The sequence below is a fragment of the Sinobaca sp. H24 genome (assembly GCF_023845525.1).
The window spans coordinates 56,286-81,948 of sequence record NZ_JALBWT010000021.1 but is presented as its reverse complement, the minus strand read 5'-3'; the positions used below and the strand labels follow the sequence as shown (position 1 = coordinate 81,948).

At 42.5% G+C, this 25,663-nt stretch carries 32 protein-coding genes and 7 pseudogenes; 33 read left to right on the top strand and 6 right to left on the bottom strand.

Features of this window, described 5'->3' with window-relative positions; translation table 11 throughout:
• From MMY81_RS22015 to MMY81_RS21940, 15 genes and pseudogenes are all read left to right on the top strand, one after another.
• A partial coding sequence (locus MMY81_RS22015) for an MATE family efflux transporter (protein ID WP_252314540.1) occupies positions 1 to 520 on the top strand: 520 nt, incomplete at its 5' end.
• Complete coding sequence (locus MMY81_RS22010) at positions 442 to 1,308, top strand: MATE family efflux transporter (RefSeq protein WP_308215441.1); 867 nt, start codon at positions 442 to 444, stop codon at positions 1,306 to 1,308. The genes MMY81_RS22015 and MMY81_RS22010, both read left to right, overlap by 79 nt.
• A 15-nt stretch (positions 1,309 to 1,323) precedes the next feature.
• Positions 1,324 to 1,521 carry a hypothetical protein gene (locus MMY81_RS22005; protein WP_252314539.1) on the top strand — a complete coding sequence of 66 codons (198 nt, stop codon included), beginning with the start codon at positions 1,324 to 1,326 and terminating at the stop codon, positions 1,519 to 1,521.
• Positions 1,522 to 1,627: 106 nt separating this feature from the next.
• Complete coding sequence (locus tag MMY81_RS22000) at positions 1,628 to 2,089, top strand: hypothetical protein (protein WP_252314538.1); 462 nt, start codon at positions 1,628 to 1,630, stop codon at positions 2,087 to 2,089.
• Positions 2,080 to 2,310: a hypothetical protein gene (locus MMY81_RS21995; RefSeq protein ID WP_252314537.1), complete on the top strand. Its 231-nt coding sequence runs from the start codon at positions 2,080 to 2,082 to the stop codon at positions 2,308 to 2,310. The genes MMY81_RS22000 and MMY81_RS21995 overlap by 10 nt, the downstream gene beginning before the upstream one ends.
• Before the next feature lie 76 nt (positions 2,311 to 2,386).
• Positions 2,387 to 3,684 (top strand): annotated as a pseudogene (locus MMY81_RS21990) (Na+/H+ antiporter family protein).
• A gap of 169 nt (positions 3,685 to 3,853) precedes the next feature.
• Positions 3,854 to 5,010 (top strand): annotated as a pseudogene (locus MMY81_RS35640) (lysine N(6)-hydroxylase/L-ornithine N(5)-oxygenase family protein).
• Positions 5,011 to 5,104: 94 nt separating this feature from the next.
• Positions 5,105 to 5,257, top strand: a complete 153-nt coding sequence (locus tag MMY81_RS21975; RefSeq protein ID WP_252314534.1) for a hypothetical protein — start codon at positions 5,105 to 5,107, stop codon at positions 5,255 to 5,257.
• A gap of 137 nt (positions 5,258 to 5,394) precedes the next feature.
• Positions 5,395 to 5,778, top strand: a complete 384-nt coding sequence (locus tag MMY81_RS21970) for a hypothetical protein (RefSeq protein WP_252314533.1) — start codon at positions 5,395 to 5,397, stop codon at positions 5,776 to 5,778.
• 15 nt (positions 5,779 to 5,793) lie between these two features.
• Positions 5,794 to 6,384 (top strand): annotated as a pseudogene (locus MMY81_RS35635) (ribonuclease H1 domain-containing protein).
• 28 nt (positions 6,385 to 6,412) lie between these two features.
• Positions 6,413 to 7,409: pseudogene (locus tag MMY81_RS21960) on the top strand (LLM class flavin-dependent oxidoreductase).
• An 84-nt stretch (positions 7,410 to 7,493) separates the two neighbouring features.
• Positions 7,494 to 8,004 (top strand): annotated as a pseudogene (locus tag MMY81_RS21955) (type 1 glutamine amidotransferase domain-containing protein).
• Between the two features lie 100 nt (positions 8,005 to 8,104).
• Complete coding sequence (gene msrA, locus MMY81_RS21950; RefSeq protein ID WP_252314532.1) at positions 8,105 to 8,638, top strand: peptide-methionine (S)-S-oxide reductase MsrA; 534 nt, start codon at positions 8,105 to 8,107, stop codon at positions 8,636 to 8,638.
• Positions 8,635 to 9,066, top strand: a complete 432-nt coding sequence (msrB, locus tag MMY81_RS21945) for a peptide-methionine (R)-S-oxide reductase MsrB (RefSeq protein ID WP_252314545.1) — start codon at positions 8,635 to 8,637, stop codon at positions 9,064 to 9,066. Before msrA ends, msrB begins: the two co-directional genes overlap by 4 nt.
• Positions 9,067 to 9,189: 123 nt before the next feature.
• Positions 9,190 to 9,624, top strand: a complete 435-nt coding sequence (locus tag MMY81_RS21940) for a ferritin-like domain-containing protein (protein WP_252314531.1) — start codon at positions 9,190 to 9,192, stop codon at positions 9,622 to 9,624.
• Positions 9,625 to 9,661: 37 nt separating this feature from the next.
• On the opposite strand, the gene MMY81_RS21935 is transcribed toward MMY81_RS21940, so the two are convergent.
• Positions 9,662 to 9,811, bottom strand: a complete 150-nt coding sequence (locus MMY81_RS21935; protein ID WP_252314530.1) for an FbpB family small basic protein — start codon at positions 9,809 to 9,811, stop codon at positions 9,662 to 9,664.
• Between the two features lie 504 nt (positions 9,812 to 10,315).
• On the opposite strand from MMY81_RS21935, the gene MMY81_RS21930 reads away from it, so the two are divergent.
• The 8 genes and pseudogenes from MMY81_RS21930 to MMY81_RS21895 all read left to right on the top strand — a co-directional run bounded on the left by MMY81_RS21930 (position 10,316) and on the right by MMY81_RS21895 (position 14,416).
• Positions 10,316 to 10,786, top strand: a complete 471-nt coding sequence (locus MMY81_RS21930; RefSeq protein WP_252314529.1) for a hypothetical protein — start codon at positions 10,316 to 10,318, stop codon at positions 10,784 to 10,786.
• An 83-nt stretch (positions 10,787 to 10,869) separates the two neighbouring features.
• The gene (locus MMY81_RS21925; RefSeq protein WP_252314528.1) at positions 10,870 to 11,016 is read left to right on the top strand and encodes a hypothetical protein; all 147 of its coding nucleotides are present in this window, start codon (positions 10,870 to 10,872) and stop codon (positions 11,014 to 11,016) included.
• Positions 10,980 to 11,225 carry a hypothetical protein gene (locus MMY81_RS21920; protein ID WP_252314527.1) on the top strand — a complete coding sequence of 82 codons (246 nt, stop codon included), beginning with the start codon at positions 10,980 to 10,982 and terminating at the stop codon, positions 11,223 to 11,225. The genes MMY81_RS21925 and MMY81_RS21920 overlap by 37 nt, the downstream gene beginning before the upstream one ends.
• Complete coding sequence (locus MMY81_RS21915) at positions 11,204 to 11,668, top strand: VLRF1 family aeRF1-type release factor (RefSeq protein WP_252314526.1); 465 nt, start codon at positions 11,204 to 11,206, stop codon at positions 11,666 to 11,668. The genes MMY81_RS21920 and MMY81_RS21915 overlap by 22 nt, the downstream gene beginning before the upstream one ends.
• 146 nt (positions 11,669 to 11,814) lie before the next feature.
• A pseudogene (locus MMY81_RS35630) lies at positions 11,815 to 12,194 on the top strand (OsmC family protein).
• Positions 12,195 to 12,226: 32 nt separating this feature from the next.
• Positions 12,227 to 13,591, top strand: a complete 1,365-nt coding sequence (locus MMY81_RS21905; RefSeq protein WP_252314525.1) for an MATE family efflux transporter — start codon at positions 12,227 to 12,229, stop codon at positions 13,589 to 13,591.
• Positions 13,592 to 13,616: 25 nt separating this feature from the next.
• The gene (locus MMY81_RS21900) at positions 13,617 to 13,814 is read left to right on the top strand and encodes an SE1561 family protein (protein WP_252314524.1); all 198 of its coding nucleotides are present in this window, start codon (positions 13,617 to 13,619) and stop codon (positions 13,812 to 13,814) included.
• 2 nt (positions 13,815 to 13,816) lie between these two features.
• The gene (locus tag MMY81_RS21895) at positions 13,817 to 14,416 is read left to right on the top strand and encodes a histidine phosphatase family protein (RefSeq protein ID WP_252314523.1); all 600 of its coding nucleotides are present in this window, start codon (positions 13,817 to 13,819) and stop codon (positions 14,414 to 14,416) included.
• A gap of 66 nt (positions 14,417 to 14,482) precedes the next feature.
• Here MMY81_RS21895 and MMY81_RS21890 read toward each other — a convergent pair whose 3' ends face one another.
• Entirely contained in the window at positions 14,483 to 16,018 is a 1,536-nt protein-coding gene (locus MMY81_RS21890) for an AbgT family transporter (protein WP_252314522.1), read from the bottom strand.
• A gap of 701 nt (positions 16,019 to 16,719) precedes the next feature.
• Here MMY81_RS21890 and MMY81_RS21885 point away from each other — a divergent pair.
• From MMY81_RS21885 to ald, 10 genes and pseudogenes are all read left to right on the top strand, one after another.
• A complete protein-coding gene (locus MMY81_RS21885; protein WP_252314521.1) occupies positions 16,720 to 17,022 on the top strand; it encodes a DNA-3-methyladenine glycosylase family protein in 303 nt (100 codons plus the stop codon).
• A 71-nt stretch (positions 17,023 to 17,093) separates the two neighbouring features.
• On the top strand, positions 17,094 to 17,255 hold the full coding sequence (locus MMY81_RS21880; RefSeq protein ID WP_252314520.1) for a hypothetical protein: 162 nt from the start codon (positions 17,094 to 17,096) through the stop codon (positions 17,253 to 17,255).
• Positions 17,256 to 17,267: 12 nt separating this feature from the next.
• A complete protein-coding gene (gene rlmD, locus MMY81_RS21875) occupies positions 17,268 to 18,674 on the top strand; it encodes a 23S rRNA (uracil(1939)-C(5))-methyltransferase RlmD (RefSeq protein ID WP_252314519.1) in 1,407 nt (468 codons plus the stop codon).
• A 36-nt stretch (positions 18,675 to 18,710) separates the two neighbouring features.
• The gene (locus tag MMY81_RS21870; protein ID WP_252314518.1) at positions 18,711 to 19,142 is read left to right on the top strand and encodes a hypothetical protein; all 432 of its coding nucleotides are present in this window, start codon (positions 18,711 to 18,713) and stop codon (positions 19,140 to 19,142) included.
• Positions 19,143 to 19,152: 10 nt separating this feature from the next.
• On the top strand, positions 19,153 to 19,428 hold the full coding sequence (locus tag MMY81_RS21865) for a hypothetical protein (RefSeq protein ID WP_252314517.1): 276 nt from the start codon (positions 19,153 to 19,155) through the stop codon (positions 19,426 to 19,428).
• A 12-nt stretch (positions 19,429 to 19,440) separates the two neighbouring features.
• Complete coding sequence (locus MMY81_RS21860; RefSeq protein ID WP_252314516.1) at positions 19,441 to 19,788, top strand: hypothetical protein; 348 nt, start codon at positions 19,441 to 19,443, stop codon at positions 19,786 to 19,788.
• Entirely contained in the window at positions 19,785 to 20,009 is a 225-nt protein-coding gene (locus tag MMY81_RS21855; RefSeq protein WP_252314515.1) for a hypothetical protein, read from the top strand. Before MMY81_RS21860 ends, MMY81_RS21855 begins: the two co-directional genes overlap by 4 nt.
• Before the next feature lie 79 nt (positions 20,010 to 20,088).
• The gene (locus MMY81_RS21850; RefSeq protein ID WP_252314514.1) at positions 20,089 to 20,436 is read left to right on the top strand and encodes a CdaR family protein; all 348 of its coding nucleotides are present in this window, start codon (positions 20,089 to 20,091) and stop codon (positions 20,434 to 20,436) included.
• A 53-nt stretch (positions 20,437 to 20,489) separates the two neighbouring features.
• Complete coding sequence (locus tag MMY81_RS21845; RefSeq protein ID WP_308215440.1) at positions 20,490 to 20,666, top strand: helix-turn-helix domain-containing protein; 177 nt, start codon at positions 20,490 to 20,492, stop codon at positions 20,664 to 20,666.
• Between the two features lie 112 nt (positions 20,667 to 20,778).
• Positions 20,779 to 21,904 (top strand): annotated as a pseudogene (gene ald, locus MMY81_RS21840) (alanine dehydrogenase).
• Between the two features lie 67 nt (positions 21,905 to 21,971).
• On the opposite strand, the gene MMY81_RS21835 reads toward ald, so the two are convergent.
• The 4 genes from MMY81_RS21835 to MMY81_RS21820 all read right to left on the bottom strand — a co-directional run bounded on the left by MMY81_RS21835 (position 21,972) and on the right by MMY81_RS21820 (position 25,611).
• Positions 21,972 to 22,358 (bottom strand): ectoine synthase, encoded by a 387-nt coding sequence (locus MMY81_RS21835; protein WP_120193619.1) that lies wholly within the window; start codon positions 22,356 to 22,358, stop codon positions 21,972 to 21,974.
• A 56-nt stretch (positions 22,359 to 22,414) separates the two neighbouring features.
• The gene (gene ectB / locus MMY81_RS21830; protein WP_252314512.1) at positions 22,415 to 23,701 is read right to left on the bottom strand and encodes a diaminobutyrate--2-oxoglutarate transaminase; all 1,287 of its coding nucleotides are present in this window, start codon (positions 23,699 to 23,701) and stop codon (positions 22,415 to 22,417) included.
• Between the two features lie 114 nt (positions 23,702 to 23,815).
• Complete coding sequence (gene ectA / locus MMY81_RS21825; protein ID WP_252314511.1) at positions 23,816 to 24,331, bottom strand: diaminobutyrate acetyltransferase; 516 nt, start codon at positions 24,329 to 24,331, stop codon at positions 23,816 to 23,818.
• A 374-nt stretch (positions 24,332 to 24,705) separates the two neighbouring features.
• Positions 24,706 to 25,611, bottom strand: a complete 906-nt coding sequence (locus tag MMY81_RS21820; RefSeq protein WP_252314510.1) for a TIGR01777 family oxidoreductase — start codon at positions 25,609 to 25,611, stop codon at positions 24,706 to 24,708.
• Between the last annotated feature and the right edge of the window lie 52 nt (positions 25,612 to 25,663).

Below are 25,663 nucleotides of genomic sequence, written 5' to 3'. Positions count from 1 at the left end.
CATGAACTTAGTCGATACGATGATGTCAGGACGTGCCGGCGCTTCGGAACTGGCCGGTGTGGCTATAGGATCAAGTATCTGGCTGCCTGTATCAACAGGAATTATGGGAATTATGATGGCACTGCCGCCGATTTTGTCACAGCATATCGGTGCGAAAGAAGAAAGCGTCGTTTCAATGAAGGTCATACAGGGGGCTTATCTGGCTGTTGCGTTATCCCTGGTTATTCTTGCAGCAGGAGCCTTTACGCTCAATCCAATTATTGGGTTAATGGAGCTGGAGCCACAGGTGGCCCACGTTGCCAAACATTATTTGATCGGCCTTTCATTCGGTATTCTTCTTCCTTTATTTATACAACAGGCATTAAGAGGATTTATTGACTCGCTCGGTCATACGAGAGTGACGATGGTGATTACGCTGCTGGCGCTTCCCGTAAACGTTGTATTGAACTACGTATTGATATTCGGCCATTTCGGTTTTCCGGAGCTTGGCGGCATTGGGCCGGCTATGCGTCTGCTGTAACATACTGGTTCATTTTATTTGTTACGATTTATTTCGTTGCGAAGGTGACGCCCTTCCAGGAGTATCGGATTTTCCGCACGAGTTATCGTGTCCTTCCCGGTATTTGGAAAGAAATTTTATTTATCGGTCTGCCTATCGGCTGTACGATTTTCTTTGAAACGAGCATTTTTGCAGCAGTCACGCTTTTAATGAGTGAATTCAGTACGGCTGTTATAGCCGCCCATCAGGCAGCTTTAAATTTTGCTTCTCTTCTTTATATGCTGCCGCTAAGCATAGCGTTTGCTTTAACAATCGTAGTAGGACATGAAGTGGGAGCGGGGCGTTACAGCCATGCCAGAGCGTATGCCAAATTAGGAATGCTTACGGCGCTCACGATGGGAGTAGCAGCATCTATTATTATTTATGCAACAAGAGGTCCTGTCATCTTCCTTTATACGACGGATGGTACAGTAGCAGAGTGGATGAACGTGTTTTTAATTTATGCTATTTTCTTTCAGCTGTCTGATGCAATTGCGACTCCGATTCAAGGGATTCTCCGTGGACATAAAGATGTTAATGTTCCATTTTTGTATGCCTTCATCGCTTTCTGGATCATCGGCCTGCCTTTAGGAATAGTTCTGGCCAGGTTCAGCGCGCTTGGACCGTTCGGCTACTGGGTGGGGCTGATAGCGGCTCTTGCTGTTATTGCTTCCACGCTTGCCGTAAGGTTGAGGAATATTCAGAACAGAAAAGAAAAATCCATCCGGAACGTGTATAAGGTAGGTATAACGGGTATTATATCCATATAGAAATGGGGTGATTACTTGAATAAGCTGGAACCAAACACTCTACGAATTGCCAATGCTATCGCTTTTGTGCTTGTTATTATTACAAACGGACTTGCTAATGCTCTTCCTTTAAACAATAACAGCACAGGAGAAATATCCGACAGGCTGAATGTATTATTTACACCGGCCGGGTATGTGTTCTCTATTGGGGAATCATTTACCTTGCGCTTTTAGGATGGATCATTGCATCTTTTCTCGTAAAAAGAAAACAGCAGTACATTTTTACGGCCATCGGCCCATGGTTTTTGATCAGTAGTTTTTTAATATTTTCTGGCTTTTTATGTTTCATTACGAACAATTTCTGCTCACGTTTGTTGCAATGACGGGGCTGTTAGGAAGTCTTTTAGTCATTTACCGACGTCTCAGCGCACAGAAAGCATCTTTTCTGCAGAAACTGCCTTTTTCCCTTTATACAGGCTGGGTAACGGTTGCTTTCATTGTTAACGTAGGTATTGTCTTTGTGACGTTGGTATTGATGGATTTATTTTTCCACGGCTCCTTCTGGACAGGATTGGTTGTTATCCTTGGTGCAGCAGTACCTATTTATGTTATGAAAAGGCAGAAGGATATTATTTACCTTCTTGTTTTTGTATGGGCATATTTTGGAATTTTTGCAGAGAGAAACGAAGCACATCCATTTCTGGCCGCAGTAGCATTTATTGCTGCTCTCGGAATTCTGGCATTTGGTGTGTGGGACATTTGGAAAAGTAATAGAAAGGCAGTGGAGATAATATGGCAGTAACAAGAGAAGAGCTTCATCAGATGGTGGATCATTTAACAGATGAAGATGCGGACGCAGTATATACGTATATTAAAGAGCTCCAGGAGCTGAAAGAAGACGAATTATCAGAAGGCCAGGTGAACGGTCTTTACGATCAGGATGCCTACTTTGAAGAAGGAGAAATTAATCCTACGGACGATCCAGAAGGACCAGAGAAGCCGCCAAAAGGAAGAAACCTATAATTCGGCGTTGAACAAACGGTAGATCCCCTTTATACTTTATTTTGGCAGAGTGCTAATATACTAAAGGGGATTCTATATGTTAATTGTTATTTCTTCTGTACTCATTATGATTGTTTTAAGCCTGCTACGTGTGAACGTGGTGCTGGCTATACTTATTGCCGGCATTGCAGGAGGTATGCTTGCAGGGATGGATATAACATCTTCCCTTGAATTGCTGGTAGAAGGAATGGGAGGTCAGGCAAACACGGCTCTCAGCTATATTATGCTGGGCGTATTCGCCATTATGATCGGCTACTCCGGAATAACCAATGTACTGGTGCAGTATTTAATCAGAACATTAAAAGGAATGCGGGGCGTGCTGCTGCTTACCATTGCAGCTGTAGCCTGTCTGTCCCAGAACGTAGTGCCGGTGCATATTGCATTTATTCCTATTTTGATTCCGCCGCTGTTATCTTTGTTTGACCGCATGAGAATAGATCGTCGTGCGGTAGCCGCAGCGCTGACCTTTGGGCTCAAAGCACCATACGTGATGCTGCCTCTTGGTTATGGATATATTTTTCATAATACGATAGCGACTGAAATGACGTCAGGCGGTATGGAAATAGCGAATACGGAAATCTGGAAAGCAATGTTGCTTCCAGGGATTGGCATGATTGTCGGTTTACTGATTGCTTTATTTATAACGTACAGAAAACCGAGGGATACCGTACCTGAAAATGAATCTGTGGACGAGCCTGCATTTGAGAAAGCTGTTTTTACGAAACAGCATCTGCTGACTATTATCGCGATAGTAGCGGCTCTCGGTGCACAGATATATTTTGATTCCTTAATTCTCGGTGCACTGACAGGCATTGTATTAATGTTTTTATTCGTAGTCGTTCCTTTTAAGAATGGCGACAGCGTCGTGAATGAGGGAATTAAGCTGATGGGCATGATTGCTTTTGTGATGCTGATCGCTTCTGGTTTCGCGAACGTTCTCCAGGAAACAGGAGCCGTTGAGCAGATGGTCGATCAGACTATCCAGTATTCCACGGGTGCGACGGTACTGACAGCAGCAATAATGCTGCTTACAGGACTGATTATTACTATGGGAATTGGTACGTCTTTTGGTACTATTCCTATTTTAGCTGCGCTGTTTGTACCTTTTTGTTTAAGTGTAGGGTTTTCTCCTCTAGCGACAGCTGCTATCGTCGCACAGCCGGAGCAATGGGAGATGCCGGTTCACCCGCTTCTGATTCAACGCTTGGCCCGACCTCTGGTTTGAATGCGGACGGCCGTCATAATCACATTTGGGATACGTGTGTACCAACATTCCTTCATTACAATATTCCATTGTTTATATTTGGACTGATCGCAGCAATGGTTTTTAGATAAGGAAACTTTTGGAAAGAAAAGAGTGTGCAGATGAATACAGAGAAAATTTATGATGTTATCGGTATAGGCATCGGTCCTTTAATTTGGGACTGGCTGCGCTGCTGGATCAGGTAGAAGAGGTAGAGGAGCTGTTTTTCGAGCGAAGAGCCAGTTTGAATGGCATCCCGGGATGCTGCTTGAAGGGACCGTGCTTAATTCCTCTTTCTTGCCGATCTGGTAACATTTGCTGATCCTACGAGCCCTTACAGTATGCTTAATTATTTTCATAAGCATAACCGAATGTTAGTTTTATTTTAATGAAAAAATGCAGGTACCGCGCGCCGTGAGTACGACGCTTATGGAAAATGGGTATCAGAACAGATCTCTTCCTGTCAGTTCGGATATGAAGTGAGTAATGTGGAAGAAGTAAAAGAAAAAACTGTTATAAAGTTAACGTGAAGCAGGTCGGAGAAAATAAAATAGATAGTTATTATGCAAAACACGTGGTGCTGGGCGTTGGAAATACTCCGATCGTCCCCGGGATTGGAAGGCACAATCAGGAGGATATTTACCATACGGAAAATTACAGCTTTAATAAGCAAACGCTTCGTGATGCAAAAGCTGTAACGATTATCGGCTCCGGCCAGAGCGCAGCAGAAGTATTTTATGATCTGCTTCAGGATCAGAAATATTTCGACTACCGACTGTCCTGGTTTACAAGATCGCCTCAGTTTTTCCAGGCGGAGAATGCTAAAGTAGCCCGGGAAATTTTCTCCTGACTATGTTGATTATTTCCGTTCGCTTGACTTTGACACAAGAATGAAAGGCCTTCCTAACCTTGACCAGGCGAGAAAGGGAATTGAGCAGGATATTCTTTATAAAATTTATGATCTTCTTTATCATCGTTCGATCGAACGGGAAGATCCGAAAGTGACGCTGCAGGCCATGACGGAAATGAAGGGTATCACAGAAGCCGAAGAGTATTCGTATGTAGTGGAATGCTTTCAATGGCAAAAAGAAAAAACCTTCTATCATCCAACGGATAAATTGGTGCTTGGTACGGGATATAAGCCAAGCGTGCCAAAATGGATCGATAAAATGAAAGAAGAAATTTCCTGGGAAGATGAGACACACTTCGAAGTGGATGATCATTACCGCCTTAAGTTCAAAGACGATAGGGAGCATTCTATATTTACGCTCGTTAATATAGATCACTCTCATGGGACGGCAGCTACCAATTTAACGCTGTCTGTTCTTCGAAACCAATCTATTATTAATGCGATATGCGGATATGATCGTTTTCCTATTCAGAAAGACACGGTATTTCAACAGTTTTTTCCGGAATAATTATGTGAAAATGTGTAAAAAAAGCCCGGTCCGTTTTAAGTAACCCTTTTCAGGAAATGGACGAATAAGTCGAATTTTCAAAGGGGGTATTACGATGAGTAAAAAAATGCTTTATGCAACGCTTTCCGGCGCCCTTACCGTAAGCATGCTTGCAGCCTGTGGTGGAACGGAAGACACAGAAGAAGATCCCGCTATGGAAGAGGATCCTGCCATGGAAGAAGAACCAGCTGAAGACGAAGAAATGTAATATAAAAAACTCTCCTGAAAAAGGGGAGTTTTTTATTTGGAGTGCAGTTATCTTTGAAGCAGGAAGCCGGCATGATAAAATGATGCTACTATACTAACCGTCCGGGAAGCCCAGCTTATAGGAAAAGAGGAGAGATTATGCTTTGGCTGACTCTTGCTTTTTTAATCCTGCTGCCTGTTATAATCGCATCTATCACAATAGTAGTTAGTTTAATCATGAAGTGGCTGCTGGAAAAAGAGGTAAATAACCGGCAGGCGTATTCGGTTTTTCATTTTGTGAACATTGCCTTCACGATAATGATGTGGGGGACGACAAGTATTGTTTTTTATGGACTTGTTCTGGAAAAGATTACTGAGACGGGCTGGCTGACCATGACGCTGTATGCTTATGTTTATCCTCTTCCTGTCATTCTGCTTCTCTATATAGCAGCTTCCAGGCTGTTTCGCTCCTGGATCTACCCGGTAAGCAGCCGGACGGACAACATTATTTATTTAAAAAGAAGAAGCGGTTTGTTTCGATAAGAAAGTGGGAGCGGTATGGCAAAAACAAAATTTTATGTAGTATGGAAAGGCAGAAAACCGGGTATTTATAACACCTGGCCGGAATGCCAAAAGCAGGTAAAGGGGTATCCGGGTGCCCGTTTAAGTCATTTCCTACAAAAGCAGAAGCTGAGCAGGCTTTTGCGGGGGAAACGAAAGAAGCACCGGAACCAGGAAACAGTAATTATATTGAAGAAAGCGTATCGGTAGACGTTGTCAAGAGGAAATCCCGGGCCGGTTGAATATAAAGGGGTATATACAAAAACGGGCGAAATTTTGTTTGAGCATCCGATATTTCCTAAGGGAACGAACAATATGGGGGAGTTTTTGGCTATCGTTCACGCCCTGCAGTATTTAAAAGAAAAAAACAGTTCCATTCCCATATACTCTGATTCCATGACCGCCCTTAAATGGGTGAAAGACAAAAAAATAAAATCAACTCTCGGGCGTGACAAAGAGTCGGAACCGATATGGAAAGCTGTCGATAACGCAGAGACGTGGCTCAAAGAGAACAGCTGGAATAACTCTCTAATGAAATGGGAGACTAAGCAATGGGGCGAAATCAAAGCGGACTATGGAAGAAAATAATTCCCGCGGAAAGGCCGGTCTTATAAGAATGAAACTAGGTGTACTCGATCAGTCTCCTGTAATAGAAGGGAAGTCCCACGCTGAGGCTCTGCATGATACTGTAGAACTGGCAGAAGAAGCCGATCGACTCGGTCTCTCCAGATTTTGGGTATCAGAACATCATGCAGCGGCTAATTTTAGCAGGAGCAAGCCGCGGAAGTGCTTATTCCCGCACATAGCCAGCCGAACGAAACACATAAAAGTAGGATCCGGCGGTATTTGCTCTCTCATTATAGTGCATTTAAGACAGCCGAGAATTTCAATGTGATGGAAACCTTTATCCGGGCCGGATTGATCTTGGTATCGGCCGCGCTCCAGGCGGTATGCCTATCGCTACGATGGCGCTGCATGATAGAAAAAAGCGGGATATCCATCGTTATCCGGAACAGGTGAAAGACTTAATCGGTTATCTTCATGATTCACTGCCTGAAGATCATTTTTTTAAAGATCTTCACGTAATACCACACGACAGAACAACCACCGGAGATATGGATGCTTGGGTCAAGCACTGGCAGCGCAGCGCTAGCTGCAGAATACGGTATGCCTTACTGCTATGCTCATTTTATTAATGCAGAGATGGTGAAGAAGCGACAAGGCTGTATCGGGAGCAGTTTCAGCCGTCTGCCTTTTTAAAACAGCCGAAAGTGATTACGGCTGTTTTTGCAGCGGCAGCTTCTACTACTGAAGAAGCCGAAAGAATCGGCCGCGTCATGGATCATGTACTTTTATCTGGAGAGCAGGGAAAGCCTTTGAACGGTATTCCTTCTTTCGAATCCGTAGCCTCTTTAGCATACGAATCGTATGAAAAGAAACGTATCGATTATAATCGGGAGCGGATGGCGGTGGGAACTCCGGATAAAGTCGCTGATACCCTTAAGGATATTGGCAGCAGGTATGGTGCAGAAGAAGTGATGATTGTTTCTCTGGCTCCTTCCTCTGCAGAGAAGAAGAATTCCCTGCGGCTGATAGCGGACGCTTTTTCATAAATTTTTCATTTTATGTTTAAATCTATCCAATAAGCGGGTAAACCAAATAGTGTAGATGAAATCTGATTGAAGGAGTGAATCGAATTGGCTAAAAAAATTGCCGTAGTAATGACAGATATGTTTGAGGACGTTGAATACAGATCCAAAGCAGGCTTTCGAAAAAGAAGGCCACGAATTAACCGTAATCGAATCAGAAAAAGGAAAAACGATTGAAGGCAAGCAGGGAGAAGCAAAGATTACAGTCGACGCTTCTATTGATGATGTAAAGCCTTCTGACTTTGATGCGCTATTTATACCAGGCGGGTTTTCTCCGGATCTTCTCCGCGGAGACGACAAATTTGTTTCGTTCGCTAAGTCCTTTATGGATGAAGACAAGCCTGTATTTGCTATATGCCACGGACCGCAGCTTCTAATTACTGCAAAAGCATTGGAAGGAAGAAATGCAACCGGCTTTACTTCCATTCTTGTGGATATGGAATATGCAAAAGCGAAAGTGCACGACGAAGAAGTTATTGTATGCAATAACCTGGTAACAAGCAGAACACCGGATGATCTACCTGCATTTAACAGAGAATCATTAAAACAGCTGCAATAAGCAGCAAAGGCAGATCCATTCGGGTCTGCTTTTTTTTGAGCAGATAAGAAGAAGGCAGAAAGCCGCAGTGATATAATAGAACGTGAGGAGTTGATTTGGAATGAGTGAAAATACAGAACTGGCTACGTTTGCCGGCGGCTGCTTTTGGTGTATGGTAGGGCCTTTTGAACAGGAAGAAGGCGTGCATTCGATACTTGCCGGATATACCGGGGGTCATACAGAAAACCCGACCTATCAGGAAGTATGCACAGATACAACCGGACATTTAGAAGCAGTACAGATAGAGTTTGATCCGAATAAAGTAACGTATGACAAGCTGCTGGAGATTTTCTGGCGCCAAATTGACCCGACTGATGCAGGCGGCCAGTTTAATGACCGCGGGGAATCTTATGAAACAGCTATTTTTTATCACGGCGAAAGCCAAAAACAGCTGGCAGAAGCCTCTAAAGAAAAACTGCAGAAAGACGGACCGTTTCAAGGAAAGATAGTTACACCGATACGTCCTGCAAAAACGTTTTACAAAGCAGAAGAAGGTCACCAGGATTATCATAAAAAAAACAGCTACCATTACAATATGTATAAGCGTGGTTCCGGGAGAGCCGGGTTTATAGAAACTCACTGGGGGAATGAATAATGGCAAATAAAGAAGAACTAAAAAAGAAACTCACACCTATTCAATTTGAAGTCACTCAAAACAACGGAACAGAACGTCCGTTTGAAAATGAATATTGGAATCTGATGGAAGATGGGCTGTACGTTGATGTTATTTCAGGGAAGCCTTTGTTTTCATCCAAGGAAAAATTCGAATCAAGCTGTGGATGGCCAAGTTTTACAGCTCCTTTGGAAGAAGAGGAAGTAGCAGAGCATTTTGATACAACATTCGGCATGCGCCGTACAGAAGTACGCGCCAAAAATTCTGATTCCCACCTGGGACACGTATTCAATGACGGTCCTAAGCCGACCGGCCTTCGGTATTGTATTAATTCCGCTTCTCTCCGCTTTATTCCTAAAGACAAGCTGGAAGACGAAGGCTATGATGAATACGCAAAGCTGTTTAAATAAAAGGTTTAATCAAAAAGGAAAAGGGAATACTATAAAGTGTACTAACTATATGCCTATGGAGCAGATGAAAGATCTGCGGGCACCTATTATCATTTTAAATGCTACTCAAGGAGGACGTTACCGATGGATCAAAAAACACAAGAACTAGTAGAAGGACTAAACACAGATCTCGCAAATGAATATGCAGCGATGATTATGTACAGCAATAATGCTGCGGTTGTATCCGGATTATACCGTCAGGTACTGAAACCATTTTTTGAAGGGGAAGTAGCTGATGAGCAGGGCCACGCTATCTACCTTGCAGAAAAAATCAGCATACTCGGAGGTACTCCAACAACCGTTCCTGCTAAAGTACAGCAGACAAGCGATGTAAAAGAGATGCTTGAGAACGCGAAGCAGTCTGAAAAGGACACCATTGAGCGATATAAAGTAAGAGCAAAGCAGGCAGAGGAACTTGGATTAATTGAACTGCAGCTTAAGCTCGAAGACTTAATTTCTGATGAAACGGGTCATATGGAAGAAATCGAAAGACTGCTAACCGATCCGCGTATGCATTAAAGAAAAAAACCAGAGCCGCTTAGGCTCTGGACTTTTTTTATACAGCAGAAGTAGAATGCCCGGCACTTTGAGATGTTTTGTCATCAACGCGGTCTTCAATGGCTTTCATTGCTTCAGGATCATTTAACAATGCTTCACGGTTCTTATTTATTAGTTCCTCTAAAGTTGATCTGTTTGGTTTTCTCATACTTTCTCTCCTTTTCTATTCTCTCCTTCTATTATAATAGCGTTTCACTAAACGAACGGCTTAAATGTTACTATTTTTTGAAAACTTTGTATTATCTAAAAATATAGTTTATTTTCTTTACAATTTAAATTTTTCCTGATAAGATAAGAACCAATTCAATTTATAGAGAAAGTGAGCAAACGCTCACTAAGTATTTTCAGAATATTATATTAAAGGAGTGCGGGAGATGACGGGAGAGAGAAAGAAGCAGAATTCCAATTTTCAGTAGAAGAAGAAGGATTTGAAATGCTTGAAACCGATTTCTTTATGACAGAAGTATACAATGGCTGATCAATAGGCAGGAAGCTGATATATTCAGCTTCCTTTTTTATTTTTAAAATAAAAAATAAGTAAGCCGCTTTAACATACATAAAGCAATTTTTCTTTACAAAGAGGAGTAAAGAACAGGAAAAAGTGGTATGTTAATGTTATATCAAATAAATTGACTGAAAGGTGGATGTATCAATGGGACAAAAGAGTAAAAGCAAAACAGGACTTGGAATAGGTATTGGAGTAGGAATTACAGCACTCCTGGCAGTAGTGCTCGGTAATAAGACATATAGAGAAAAAGTAACGAGTGGAACAAAAACGACGGCGTCTAAAGTTAACGGAGCCACTCAATATATTTCACAAAATCGAGAAGAAATTATTGATACACTAAAGAAAGCCTCAAATCAAATTTCAGAGCTTCTGCAGGCGGCAAATGAGGATGTTCAGAAGATCTCCGAAACGGCCGGCAACCTGAAAGAAACAACAATGAACATTAAAGATACAACGAAGAAAACAGCGCAGGAAATGAAAGAAATTAAAGAAGAGACGGTTAGCAAGCTGTCTGAAGAAGTACCATCTGTACCAGCTGCTTCTGAAACAAAAGAAGAATCTTCAGCTGATGAAAGCAACGTTCATCCTCTTCCCAGAGGAAAAGAGTCTATCTAAATAAAAAATGATACATTTTTATGTTTACTACAACCCAATTTAGGAAAAACAATTTCTAAGAGACTTTTCCAAGGGGATTCAACGTGAGTGAAGTAGAAAATATAAAAAAACTATCTAATATGAAAGACGAAACTGGTATATTATCTATTTATCTAAACACAGATTTTACAGAAGGAAGCCAGCAGGGCGGCGAATGGAAAATCCGCTTAAAGAACGGTTTAAAAAACTAAAAGAATACGCTGAAGCAAGCGAATCAAAAGATGAACTGAAAACATACAAAAGCGTAGCCGATCAGGCGGATCAGCATATACATGATCTTCAGGCTGATATGCAGAAAGGTCTTATCCTCATTATTGACTCGGAAGGCAGCGTGCTTTTGGAGAAAATACTCCAGGTACCGATCGAAACAGACTTTCAGTGGAGAAACAGCCGGTTGTAGACCAATTGGACTTTCTGCAGAAAGACTATCCTGCTGCGGCCATCATGCTTGTGCAGCAGAGAGATGTTATTCTGATTGATACTGCTTTAGGAGAGATAAGAGATCAGCGTAAATTCAGCTGGGAGCTTGAATCTGAAGACTGGAAACAGTATAAAGGAACGGCAGCTCGTGCGAAAACGGCCTCCGGCTCCACACAGGTAGATGAATTGCAGCAGCGTTTTGAGGAAAACCAGCAGAGATGGTACAAAAAGCTGGCTCCTACTTTGGATAAAGAAGTCAAAAAGCGCGGTCTGGAAGGTGTATACCTTGTAGGCAGCAAAGAATACGTAAAGGATCTTGAGCAGCATTTAGGTGCAAAGATTTTGGATACGATTCCGAAAAACTTAATATCCAAGCCTGCACATGAAATTGTAAACGAAGTCTATGGCGAAATCGTTCGTTAAAAAAACTCTGCTGATACTCTTATCAGCAGAGTTTTTTGTGCGGTCAGACGAATACTCTCCTGCATAACTAAAGCTTGGAGAGTGGACGAAGCAGCGCTACTAGATTAAAATGCAGAAGAGACGATTGATAGAAAGGATGCATACAAATGGATTTTTCAATGACCGAACATGGATTCACGACGGAAACAAAGTATGGAACGCTTCATATCTCAAGTGATGAAGAATATGGCTTTCGTCCTTATCAGCTGATGACCGCATCATTAGCTGTTTGCAGTGGCGGCGTCCTGAAAAAATAATGCAGAAACAGCGTATGGATGTACAGGATATAAAAATCCACACAAACGTGGAACGCAGTGGAACAGAAGCAGATGAAATCACGAAAGTATCCATTCATTTTATTGTAGACTCTCTTCATCAGAATGATAAAAAGATGCAGAAAAACATGGAATTAACAAGGAAATACTGTTCCATGGTGCAGTCTGTTAAGGACAGCATTCAAGTAGAAGAAACATACGAATGGAAATAAAATAGGCTCAAGACCAAAAAGAGGAGAAACAAATGGCAGCAAGCACCCGCATGGATTTTACAGAAGGCAGCATTATGAAAAAAATGATTCTTTTTTCATGGCCTATATTTTTGGGAAATGTGCTGCAGAGCTCTTATCAAATTGTAGATAGTCTCTGGGTAGGTAACCTTCTTGGAGCACAGGCTCTCGGAGCGGTTACGCTCTCAAGTACCGTTATTTTCACTATTCTATCTTTTATAATAGGTATTAACAGCGCTACGCTGACTATCTTGTCACAGAGGATAGGAGCAGGCGACAATGAAGGCTTAAAACGTTCACTAAATGCATTTGTAACGGTTTTGGGTATACTAGCTGTAGGGTTGGGGGTAGTAGGCTTTTTTATGTCTCCATATATTCTGCAGCTTATGGGAACACCGGAATCAATTATGCCTATAGCTTCCACGTATCTGCGAATTAACTTTATCGGTATTTTATTTTTGTTTGGATATAATTTTATCGGTACCGTCCTGCGGGCTGTAGGAGACAGTAAAACGCCTCTTCGCTTTATTATGCTGGCTGTAGCACTGAATATCGTTCTTGATCCATTGTTTATTCATGTATTTGACCTTGGGATCAGCGGTGCTGCCTATGCGACTGTTATTTCTCAAGGAAGCGCATTTTTATTTGGAATTATTTATTCTATCGTAAAAAAAGGAGTACCTTTTTCTATTCCATATATTCCAGCAATGGAAGAATGCAGGCGTATTATTAAAATAGGACTGCCTTCCGGCTTTTCAATGGTCGCGATCTCCGGAGGCGTTCTTGCTGTAATGACAGTAGTTACTTCGTTTGGAGAAACAGCTGTTTCCGGATTCGGTGCAGCCCAGCGGCTGGACAGTGTAATTATGCTTCCTTCCCTTACGCTTGGTTCGGCTATTACAAGCATCGCCGGACAGAATATTGGCGCGGAAAAATGGGACAGAGTAAAAGAAATCGCAAAAAGCGGCCTTATTCTTATTTTTACTGTCTCTCTTGTTATCAGCACGATCGTATTTATATTAGCTGAATTTCTAATGAGTCTATTCGTAAGTGATCCCGGGACAATCGAATTCGGCGCCCAGTACTTGAGAATTGTTGCATTCTGTTATCCATTTTTAGGTATTAATTTCGTATTAAATGGTATTGTACGCGCATCCGGTGCCGTTATGCAGGTGCTGGCGCTTAATATTATTTCGTTTTGGCTGCTCCGTTTTCCGCTGGCCTGGATTTTCTCCGAATGGTACGGGGAGATTGGCATTGGCATAGGAATTGGATTAAGTTTTTTAATAAGCAGTATTTTTGCAGCTGGCTATTACAAATTCGGAAAATGGAATAAAATTGATATTTTCAAAGAGGAAAAAGAAGCTTCCGCTAAATAAGAAAGCAGAAAGGAATAAATTAAACATGAGTACCCCTATTCACACAAAAGAACAGCATCTTGATTATTTACAGAATCGATTTGAATTAATGCAGCAGATGATCGCAGGAATGCCTTCGGAGGAGGCAGGTCTAGAAGATCTGGAGCGTCTCGAACAAATGCTTGATAATATCATGATTAAAATTCAGCAGTTTAAACCGGACTGGAAAGAGCAGGAGGAATAGACGTGGAAGTATATCTCGTCCGTCATGGAGAATCTGAAGGAAATCGGTCAAAGACACTGCAGGGCTGTATGAATTTCGACCTGACTGATAAAGGAAGAGGCCAGGCAGCCAAGCTTGGAGGGTTCTGGGCCGGCCGTCATACGCTCGATAAGCTGTTCAGCAGTGATTTAGTCAGGGCACATGAAACAGCAAAAGCAATTGGAGCAGAGCAGAACCTTTCGGTGCAGACAAAAGAGCTGTTTAGAGAAATAAACCTGGGACCGATGGAAGGTAAAACGAGAGAAAAAATTTACGAGGAATTTCCGGAAGTTAAAGAAAAAGACCTGCTCTGCAGCGGTCTTGAGGGAGCAGAAACAGTAGAAGACATTACAAAAAGATGTAAAGACCTCAAGACTATGCTTCTGGCAGCTGACTTTAATAAAGCGGCGATCGTTTCCCATGGCGGGTTTATAACCATTTTCCTTATGTATCTTATTCTTGGGGAAGAGTGGCATCGGGTAAAACGGCCGTTTCTCATGGACAATACCGGCGTCACTAAGATTGTTCGTAGAGAAAATTCTCTGCATGTTGCCTATTTAAATAACCGTCCCCATTTACTATAAAAAAGAGCAGCCACGGTGTATAACCGGGCTGCTCTTTCTATAAATACATGTGAGTAAGTGAAGAAGTTATCCATCATAATTGATCGGCGAGCCGGGTCCTAAATCAAGGCCAAGCAGCATCCAAACAATAAGAAGGATAGACCAGGTGAGTAAGAAAACAAGGGAGTATGGAAGCATCACGGAAATAAGTGAACCAATTCCCATTTTCTTATCGTACTTCTGGGCAAAAGCGATAATAATCGCAAAATACGTCATAAGTGGAGTGATGATGTTCGTTGATGAATCAGCAACACGGTAGGCCATTTGCGTTAATTCAGGAGAATAGCCCAGCTGCATCATAATTGGAACAAAGACGGGTGCCATAATTGCCCATTTAGCTGAGGCACTGCCGATAAATAAATTGATAAAGCCTGTAATCAGTATAAACACAAGGAGAAGAGGTATACCCTGCAGGTTAATGCTCTGTAGAAATTCTGCGCCGTATACGCTTAATACTAATCCCATGTTTGTTTCATTAAAGTAGGCTACAAACTGACCGGCAGTAAAAGCCAGAACGATAAACATTCCCATCGAAGCCATCGTGTCGGAAAGCTGATTGGCAACGTCCTTATCGTTACGAATCGATTTCGTAACAATACCGTAAACCACCCCGGGGATAAAGAATAAGATCAGTATAGCTACGACAAGAGAACTCATGAATGGTGATGTAGCAACAAAATTACCCGGTTCCCCGTGAAGCGGAGAGTTCTGCGGGACAACAAGGAAAGCGAGCAGAACAGCTGTGACGACAAAAGAAATACCGGCCCATACCATTCCCTTTTTCTCTTCAGAGGTTGCTTTCCCGATCGTTTCCCGATAGTCTCCCTTGTATTCACCAAGGCGGGGTTCCACGATTTTTTCACTAACAATCGTACCAACAATCGTCAGGAAAAAAGTAGAAACGATAATGAAATAATAGTTCATGGCGTTGTTCATGGTGTCTGCATATGCAGGATCAATGGTAGCTGCAGCCTGCATCGTTAACTCTCCAAGCATCGGATCAGTGGCAGAAAGAAGAAGGTTGGCACTGAAGCCGGCAGATACCCCGGCAAATGCGGCGGCGAGACCGGCTAATGGGTGACGTCCCAAAGCGGCAAAAAGCATAGCTCCAAGCGGCGGAAGCACAACGTAACCCGCATCTGATGCGACACTCGACATAATACCAGCGAATACGAGCGCTGCAGTCAGCAGTCTTGTTGGTACAGAGAAAACAAAGGAGCGAAGCAGTACGCTGATCAATCCAGTCCTCTCAGCAATACCAATACCAATCATCGTAGCAAGTACGACACCTAAAGGTGCGAAGTTTATGAAGTTGTCGACCATGCTTTCAAACAAATAGACGATACCCGAGCTGGATAAAAGACTTGTAATAGTAATCATTTCTCCAGGCTCTGCCGGATCTTCTACAGAAATCCCTGTAGCGGAAAGAATGGCTGAGAGAAAGACAACGATTACTGCCAGGATTGCAAATAGAGTAATCGGGTGCGGAAGCTTGTTTCCTGATTTTTCAACAATATCAAGGAAACGCTGGAGCATGCCGCGTTTTTTAGCAGTTTCTTCCATATGTAGTATCCCCCTAATGAATAATTATTGAATATATCTAAATATTCAGAATTGACGTATGCTTAGTAACACACAACGTATATTATAGCGGCAATTTATTATAATTGAAACATTTATTCATAATAATCATGATTGATTTTCTTCCATAAAGATTTTATGAAAAAAACAGTTTCTAATGTTACCAGCATAGTAAGCGTTATATTTTTTTATTGATATAATTAGTCAAATAAAAATGAATTATCAAATTACTTTACTGATATAAAGTGTTAAAGGTATTTAATAAGAGAACCCTTCTTTTAAAGCCTTAATAAAACAGGATAAATGTTATAATATAGGACAATGAACGGTTGGAGGAATGGCAATGAGCAGATGGGAATATGAAGCAGTAATTGAACCTGTCTATAATTACAAACGAATGCTGCAGAGAGTCGGAGCAGACCCTCTTCATTCTATTTTTGCATGAGAATAGAATACTGTTTCCTTATAAAGAGCAGGGCAGCAAAGAGGTACTCGATATTTCTTTTCAAACAGTGAATAAAGAAAATCGAATAACGATCAGCGGAACATGCAATGACAGAGACCATGCTGTAAGTACTGCATATAATGCCTTTGCTCTTAATACAGATCTAGAACATATTTCGATGCATTTTCAGGATACAGAGGTTGCTCCTTTATTTCAGAAGTTCAAAGGAGTTCCTCTGGTGAGAGAACCGGAGCTTTATGGCTGCTTAGTAAAAACGATTATTCATCAGCAGCTGAATATGGCCTTCGCCTATACGTTGTCTACAAGGTTTGTTGAGCGTTACGGAGAAAGATCGGACGGCGCATGGTTTTATCCTTCTCCTGAAAAAACAGCCTCTCTTACGGCAGCAGATTTGACGGAGCTGCAGTTCAGCAGACGTAAAGCAGAATATGTTATCGATACTTCCAGGCAGATTGCAGAAGGGTCTTTATCACTGGAGGAGATGGAAACAAACGCATCTGAGGACGTTATAAAAAATTAACGGCTGTTCGCGGTATTGGCCCGTGGACTGCAGAATGCTTTCTTTTGTTCGGTCTTGGGAGACTGGACTTAATGCCTGCCAAAGATATTGGGATACAAAACGGTTTAAAGCAGCTGTTGAATCTGGAAAGTAAACCTTCTGAAGAAGAGATTAGAAAACGAGCATTGAAATGGGCTCCTTATGAAAGCTATGCGGCTTTATATTTATGGCTGAGCACCGAATCAGTGTCTTAATGGAGTGAGAGAATGAAACAAAATGAGCGGGCATCTAAAGAAGTATCATTAAAAAAACATGAGGAAATTCCATTGACTATAAAAAAGTTAGGTATAAATGGGGAAGGGATCGGCTTTTTTAAACGAAAAGCGGTATTTGTTGCCGGTGCGCTGCCTGGAGAGGAAATTGTAGCAGCGATAAGCCTGGTAAAACCAAATTATACAGAAGCGGTTATAAAAACGATTAGAAAAGCTTCACCGGAACGAGTATCTCCACCGTGTCCGGTTTATGATCAATGCGGCGGCTGCCAAATTCAGCATATTTCTTATGAAGGACAGCTGAAAAACAAACGCGATATAGTTGCTCAGGCATTTGAGCGATACGCAGGGAAATACAAGGTTATGGTTAAGGAAGTAAAGGGAATGGAACACCCATGGCAGTATCGGAACAAAAGCCAGTGGCAGCTGCAGAAAAGGGAAGGCAGAACAGCGGCCGGACTTTACTCACTGGACAGCCACCGCCTGGTTGATCTTACCGGTCCGGGATGTATGGTGGAAAATCCGCTTGTAGAAACGATTAATCAAAGAACAGCAGCTATTATTAAAGAACTTGACCTGCCTATTTACGATGCAAAACGTAAAAAGAATGGCCTGCGCACGATAGCAGTCCGGATTTCTACAGCGGAAAACACGGCGCAGCTTACCTTTATTTCCTCGAGCGATGATCTGCCGAGCAAGAAGAAAGTTATTGCCCGTGTGAGAAAGGATCTGCCGGAAGTAGTATCTGTCTTTCTGAACGTACAGCCTTCCAGGACATCTGCTGTATTCGGTCAGAAAACAGAACATCTTTGGGGAGAACAAACGATAACTGAAACGCTGGAGAACTATTCTTATTCTCTCTCTCCCCAGGCTTTCTTTCAGCTTAATCCAGAACAGACTGTCGTTCTTTATAATGAAGCAAAAAAGTCAGCTGGACTGACCGGTGAAGAGCGGATTGTAGATGCATACTGTGGAAGTGGAACGATTGGTATATGGATGGCAGACCAGGCAAAAGAAGGCCGCGGGATGGATATTGAGCAGGCAAGTATTAACAATGCTTCTAGAAATGCAGATGCATATGGCTTCAGTCATTTTAAGTATTATCAAGGAGCAGCGGAAAAGCTGCTTCCGGAGTGGCAGCAGGAGGGGTGGCAGCCGGATGTTGTGTTTGTAGACCCCCCGCGTACAGGCTGTGATGATGTTTTTTTAGAAACGATTGTAAAGATACAGCCCAAGAAGCTTGTATATATTTCCTGTAATCCATCTACGCTGGCAAAAGATGCCGAAATTCTTCTTAAAAAAGGTTTCTCAATAGGGGAAGTGCAGCCTGTGGATATGTTTCCACAGACCGCGCAGATAGAAGCAGTAACCACATTTTATTCCTCTTCAAAAGAACAATAGAAAGAGTATAATAGAGATATACAAGGAGGGCTTATCATGAGAAATTTTCAATACGCAGACACGCCGGCAGGCCAGAAGATAGCCATTAGTTCTGACTTTGCCGCCGGAATCGGGGAAAAAGAAGGCGACAAAGTTAAATGTTCCTATGACCTGCTGGCTTCCATGACAATGAGAGTGGTGTTTATGGAAATGCTGAGCGGAGGAGGCTCTCCTTTTGCGGTAACGATAGCGAATGGGTGTTATGAAGATACGTGGAATACGATTGAGAAAGAAGTAACAAGAACCTCTACAGCGCTTGGGTACCCGGATATCGTTGTGACGGGAAGTACAGAATCTAATATAGAACTGCAGGAGTCTTCTCTTGGTATTACAGTAATAGGGGAAGGCAACAGCCGCATGGCAGGCCGCGAAAGACCTTCAATTGATCATCTTGGTTTTGCAGTGATTGGGGAGCCGCTATCGGGATGACGTCATAGAATTGAGCGATCATATGGTTCCTCTTCATATGTTTAAAGTACTCGTCGAACATGATCACGTATGGGACGTAATCCCAGGAGGATCTAAGGGAGTAGCCTATGATTGGCAGAGGCTCATTGAAAGAGAAGGAACTGTTCCGGAAGACATCCCATTTTCCACTGTCAATCTATATGTATCCTGCGGCCCTTCATCAGCTATTCTTATAAGTTATGATAAGCATAAAGAAGATGAAATTTACCAGCTTTGCGGTTCTCACTTTCATCCAATCCAGACGTAAAGGAGGCAGAGGATGAAGGATAACGCTTCCTTATCTCATAAAAAATTCCAGTCTCTTGAAGAGTTTGCTGATTATATCAGCACAATGCTGGGCGGTCCTGTCACTATCGAAGACGCGGGGCATCGGCTTTTAGCCTACAGCATGCACAGCGATTATTCGGACGAAGCAAGAGTATCGACTATTATGAGCAGGCGTGTACCGGAGAACGTGGTCAACAAGCTGTGGAAAGAAGGAGTGATTCCGGCCCTTCATAAAGAACAGGAGCCGGTCGTCATCTCCAGCATACAAGACATAGGACTTGGCAATAGAATGGCGATAGCGATCAGGCGGAAACAGGAAATTATGGGCTATATCTGGTGATTGAAGGCAATAATGCTTTTTTCGCCTGTTCAGGAAAGCTGCTCAAAACCGCGGCTGAAAAAGCTGCGAAAGAATTGCAGCAGCGGCATATGCAGAACAAGCAGCAGGAAAAAAGCAAAGAAGAGTTTTTCTGGAGACTTTTAACAGAGGATATTAAAGAAATCTCGGCTATTACCAAACAATTCGACGCTGGCATGGAAAAGCTCCCGCCCGGCCGCTAATTGTTGTGCTGGAATCAGAGGAGTCTATCGATGACATTATGTTTCGGTCCGTTATGTATTTAGTCCGAGGTCTCAGAAAGTGAAGCTTTGGCTCCAGACACGAACGGATAATCAAGTTATTATGCTGATTGAACCTGCGGCGGGTTCTTCTTTTAACACAGAACGGCATTTTATGGATGAACTTCTGCAGCTGCTTAAAGACCGTTTTACTTCCCGCCAGTTCATAGGAAGCGGTCGGGAAGTATCGCTGTGTTATCTAAAGAACAGCTATGAAGAGGCACAGGTGGTTATTAGAATGCAGAGGCGGCTCTCCTGGACAGAGCAGCATTTATATACTTTTGAGGCAGTTAGGCTACTTGAAATATCTGGAAGCAGCGGCAGAAGAACATGCAGAAGACCTGGACCGGACCCATCCGGTAATAGATAAACTAACTATATACGATACGAAAAACAATACAGAGCTTATAAAACACCCTCTATATTTTTCTGCAGTCCTGCAGCATGAACAAAGCTGCCGAAATGATGCACATTCACGCTAATACGATGGCTTACCGCATGAAGCGGATTGAAGAAATTACACACATGAATACTAAAAACCCTCATGAACAGCTTTCTCTATTAATGGAATTTGCATTACGGGAGTACATAAGCAGTTGAGTTTGTGTTTTTTCACAAACGAGCGGCTTTTTGTGTTTTTAAATGTACACGAAGATTTTTCATAAATTGATAGATATACTAAATGTACAAATATATCTTAGGGGGTCCTTTTATGATTATTGGTGTACCTAAAGAAATCAAAAACAATGAAAATAGAGTAGCGATCACACCAGCCGGAGTTATGAGTCTAATAAAAAGCGGCCACAGCGTTTTAATCGAAACCAAAGCTGGAGAAGGCAGCGGATTTACAGACAGTGATTACCAGGAAGCAGGGGCAGAAATCGTACATTCTGCAGGCGATGCATGGCATCAGGCAGAAATGGTGATAAAAGTAAAAGAGGCCCTTCAGGAAGAATATCAGTTTTTCCGCAAAGGCTTGCTGCTTTTTACTTATCTGCATCTTGCTGCAGAGCCGGAGCTTGCAGAAGCACTGGTCAAGCATGAGGTGACGGCCGTAGCCTATGAAACGGTCGAAATGAATCACACACTTCCATTATTAACACCGATGAGTGAAGTAGCGGGAAGAATGGCTACTCAAATCGGAGCGCAGTTTCTTGAAAAAACAAAAGGTGGAAAAGGAATTCTTCTTTCCGGCGTTCCAGGCGTACATCGTGCAAAAGTAACGGTTATAGGCGGTGGAATTGTTGGTCTGAATGCTGCCAGAGTAGCAGTTGGACTTGGGGCTGATGTTACTATCATCGATTTGAGTCCAGTAAGACTCCGCGAAATTGATGACTTGTATGGAAGAGACATTCAAACACTGATGTCCAATCCGTTAAATATTATGGAAGCTGTAAAAAGCTCCGATTTAGTTATTGGCGCAGTGCTTATTCCCGGTGCCAAAGCACCGAAGCTTGTAACAGAATCAATGATTCAATCAATGAGTGAAGGGTCTGTTGTCGTAGATGTAGCGATTGATCAGGGCGGTATTATCGAAACGGCCGATAAAATTACTACTCATGATGATCCAACGTATATTAAGCACGGCGTGGTGCACTATGCTGTAGCCAATATGCCGGGGGCTGTTCCAAGAACATCTACTCAGGCTCTTACGAACGTTACCATGCCATACACACTGCAGATTGCATCGAAAGGCATTGCTCAGGCTGTTAAGGAAAATGCATTAAAAAGGGTGTGAACACTGCCAACGGATATGTAACTTATGAAGCTGTGGCAAAGACCTCGGCTATACCTACTCGGATCCTTATGAAGCATTAAACCTTCAAACCCATTCATAAATAGCAAAGAAAAGAAGGCAAACAAAAAGAGACTTCCCGCAAAGGAAGTCTCTTTTTGTTATTGAAATTAGCTGTTATCTACAGGGTAGACACCGTTCTCATCGTGAACTTCGCGTCCGGTAAGCGGCGGATTAAACACACATACCATTCTCATATCTGATGTTGCACGAAGCAGGTGCTCATCATTTTTATCAAGTACATACAAAGTATCGGCTTTAATAGGGTGAACTTTTCCGTCAGCAATTGTTTCTACTTCACCTTCGCCTTCGATACAATATACTGATTCAAGATGATTCTGATACCAGATGTGTGTCTCAGTGCCGGCACGGATAATAGTGTCGTTAATAGAGTAGCCCATGTTGTCGTTTTTAAAAATGAGTCTGCGGCTGACCCAGTTGCCGTCATCTACTTCTTGATCTGTTCCAAGTACGTCTTCTAATTTTACTACTTTCATATCTAGTGCCTCCATTAGTGTTGGTATTAGTTGGTTTTTTATTTATACGCAGAGAATTAAGAGGTAACAGCATCTTTCTCAGATGATACTGTATCTTTAATTGACTGCTCAAGCAGCTTCAATCCTGCTTCAAGCCCTTCATCGTCAATAGTAATGGGCGGGAAGAGTTTAAACACTTCGTCATTCGGCCCGGCAGTTTCCATAATCAGGCCGTGCTCGAAGCACTTATCGGTAATCTTATCAGCAAGCCCTTCGACATCGCAGAAAACGCCCTGCATGAAGCCGCGTCCTCTGTGAGAACCTTTCAGCTCAGGATATTCGCCGATCATTTTTTCAAGAAAAGCGTGAATGCGCTCAGCCTTTGTCTGGACATTTTTCTCAAGAGCATCGTCTTTCCAGTACTGGAAGGACTGAGTGGCTGCTACAAATGCCAGGTTATTTCCACGGAAAGTTCCGTTGTGCTCACCGGGAGCAAACTTATCGTATTCCGGTTTAATAAGTGTAAGCGCCAGTGGAGAACCATTTCCTCCGATAGATTTAGACAGGCAGATAATGTCCGGAGTGATACCCGCCGGTTCAAAGCTGAAGAATGTACCGGTTCTGCCGACCCCTGCCTGCACATCGTCAATGATCAGGAGAATATCGTGCGCTTTGCAAATACGATCTACTTCTTTAATCCATTCCATACGTGCAGCATTCAGTCCGCCTTCACCCTGAACTGTTTCAAGAATAACTGCAGCCGGCTTATCCAGACCGCTTCCGCCGTCTTCGAGGAAACGCTCAAAGTATTCAAGGCCAAGGTCATTTGCACCAAGGTACTTGTCATAAGGCATAGATACCGTGTGATTTAACGGAATGCCGGCACCTTTACGCTTAAATGCATTACCTGTTACAGAAAGGGCGCCGATAGTCATACCGTGAAATCCGTTGGTAAAGCTTACAACATTGGTTCTTCCTGTAATTTTGCGAGCAAGCTTTAAAGCAGCTTCCACTGTATTTGTTCCGGTTGGTCCAGGGAACATTATTTTATAATCAAGGCTGCGTGGTTTAAGAATGATGTCATGAAAAGCTTCAAGAAATTCAGCTTTTGCTTTTGAAGCCATATCAAGCGAATGAATCACGCCATCTTCCTGAATATATTCAAGTACTTTCTGCTTCATTTTTTCATCGTTATGGCCGTAGTTCAAAGCACCTGCGCCGGAGAAGAAATCTACATATTCTCTACCGTCCATATCCCAGAGCTTATATCCTTTTGCTTTGTGAAACACTGTAGGAAATCCTCTAACATAGCTTCTTACTTCAGATTCGTAATTATTAAAAGTACTCAAGTCATTTGTATTCATGCTTTTTTTACTCCTCCTTAAAGGGTATCGCTCAGATTAGTATTAACTTATTATTCTGAAACCTCAATATATGTTACCTCCCGCATTTTAGAAATGGCAGAAGGGGAAAACCTATTATTTAAGCGGTCCTACTTTAAACGTAAGCTCTGCTTCATGTTCGTCATCCGGAAACAAGTCTTCAGCAAATGTTTCAAAGACATCATATTCTGTTTCATGAGTTCTGGCTACTTTTTTGAAAAGAGCCTTGGAAGCTTCATTAGAAGGTGTTACAGTAGCCTCCATGTATTTAACATCTTTGCATGCTTCTCTCTCTAGCACAGCATCAAGAAGTCTAACAGCAAGACCTTTCCCTCTTTGAGAAGGATCTACGCCAACCTGCCATACAAAAACTGTATCCTGCTTTTCAGGCGGGATAAAAGCCGTTACAAACCCGACCAATTCATCATTTTCCTTTGCAACCACACAGGTTTCTGCGAAAAATTCGCACATCATAATATATTTGTAAGAAGAGTTTAGATCAAGTGTAGAGTTTTTAACTAATTCCCACATGTCCGCTCCATCTTCGACCATTGGTTTATCAAAAGTTAATGAATCAATCACATTAGCCGTTTCCGTCATTTTAGCTTCCATCTCGTATACCACCCTTATAAAAGTTAGTAGTTGCCTTATATTTCTATACCTTGATTATTTCAAACGTAAACCTCGTTTTTTACCGCTTTTTTTAGAGGTTTTCAGCAGGAAATCTCACAAAATATGACTTGGCGCAGCCAAGCCACAATGCGATATTCATCGTGTTTATTAATCTATTTTTATCATACGGATGTTTTCAGGAAAGATCAAACGGCAATGGATGCGATTAAACGGTATTAATCGTGCTTATAAGGGATAGAAGAGTATAGAGCGGGCTGCGCTTATAGATTCCTGCAGTATAGTATGCATTACAGGACTATATATGAAGAAACGAATAAATAAAAAAGCTTCTCTTCGAGAGAGAAGCTTTCATTTTATTTATCTAGAAGGTCCTTAAGTGCAGGCTCGAGTTTAGAGTAGGAAAAGGTGTATCCGGCCTCCAGGGCTTTTTCCGGCAGTGCTTTCTGTCCGTTGACAATCAGTACGCTCATTTCACCAAGCGATTTCTGAAGAGCAATACCTGGTACAGGAAGCCAGTGCGGCCTTCTCATGACCGCACCCAGTGTCCGGCCGAATTCATCCATGCGAAGCGGTTCCGGCGCGGTTATATTCATAGGTCCCTTTACTTTTTTTGTTTCAAGGGCAAATTCAATCATTTCCACTACATCACGCAGGTGGATCCATGAATACCACTGCCGGCCGTTTCCGATAGGGCCTCCCGTGTAAAGCTTATAGGGAAGCATCATCATTGGAAGTGCTCCTTCCTCGCCGTCCAGAATAAGACCGAAGCGTGCAAGAACGAGACGGACTCCGTGTTTCTCAACAGTTCGTGCTTTTTCTTCCCATTGTTCGGAAACTTCCTGCAGAAAGTTCCGTTCAGCAGGTCCACTGCTTTCCGTAAACACATCCTCCTCGGAAATACCGTAGTATCCAACCGCAGAAGCGTTTATGAGAACTTCAGGCTTAGAAGGTAAAGCACCAATAATACGCTCAATTTCCTGTGTGGCAGAAAGGCGGCTTTGCAGTATTGCCTTCTTATGGTCATCTGTCCAGCGTTTTTGAATGGAAGCGCCGGCCAGATTGATAACCGCATCGAGATCGGGAAGCTCTTTTTCCGGGGTACTGGAAGAACCGAGCCATTCTACAAAAGTAATACGCTCTTTATTTTGTTTGTTTTCTGTATTTCTTGTTAAGATATATACATGGTGTCCCTGGGCGGTAAGATAGCCGGTTAATGCTGATCCAACTAATCCGGTTCCGCCGCTTATAGCAATATTCATATGGAACCCTCATTTCTTTATCATTTATAGTAAACGAAAAGGATATTACACA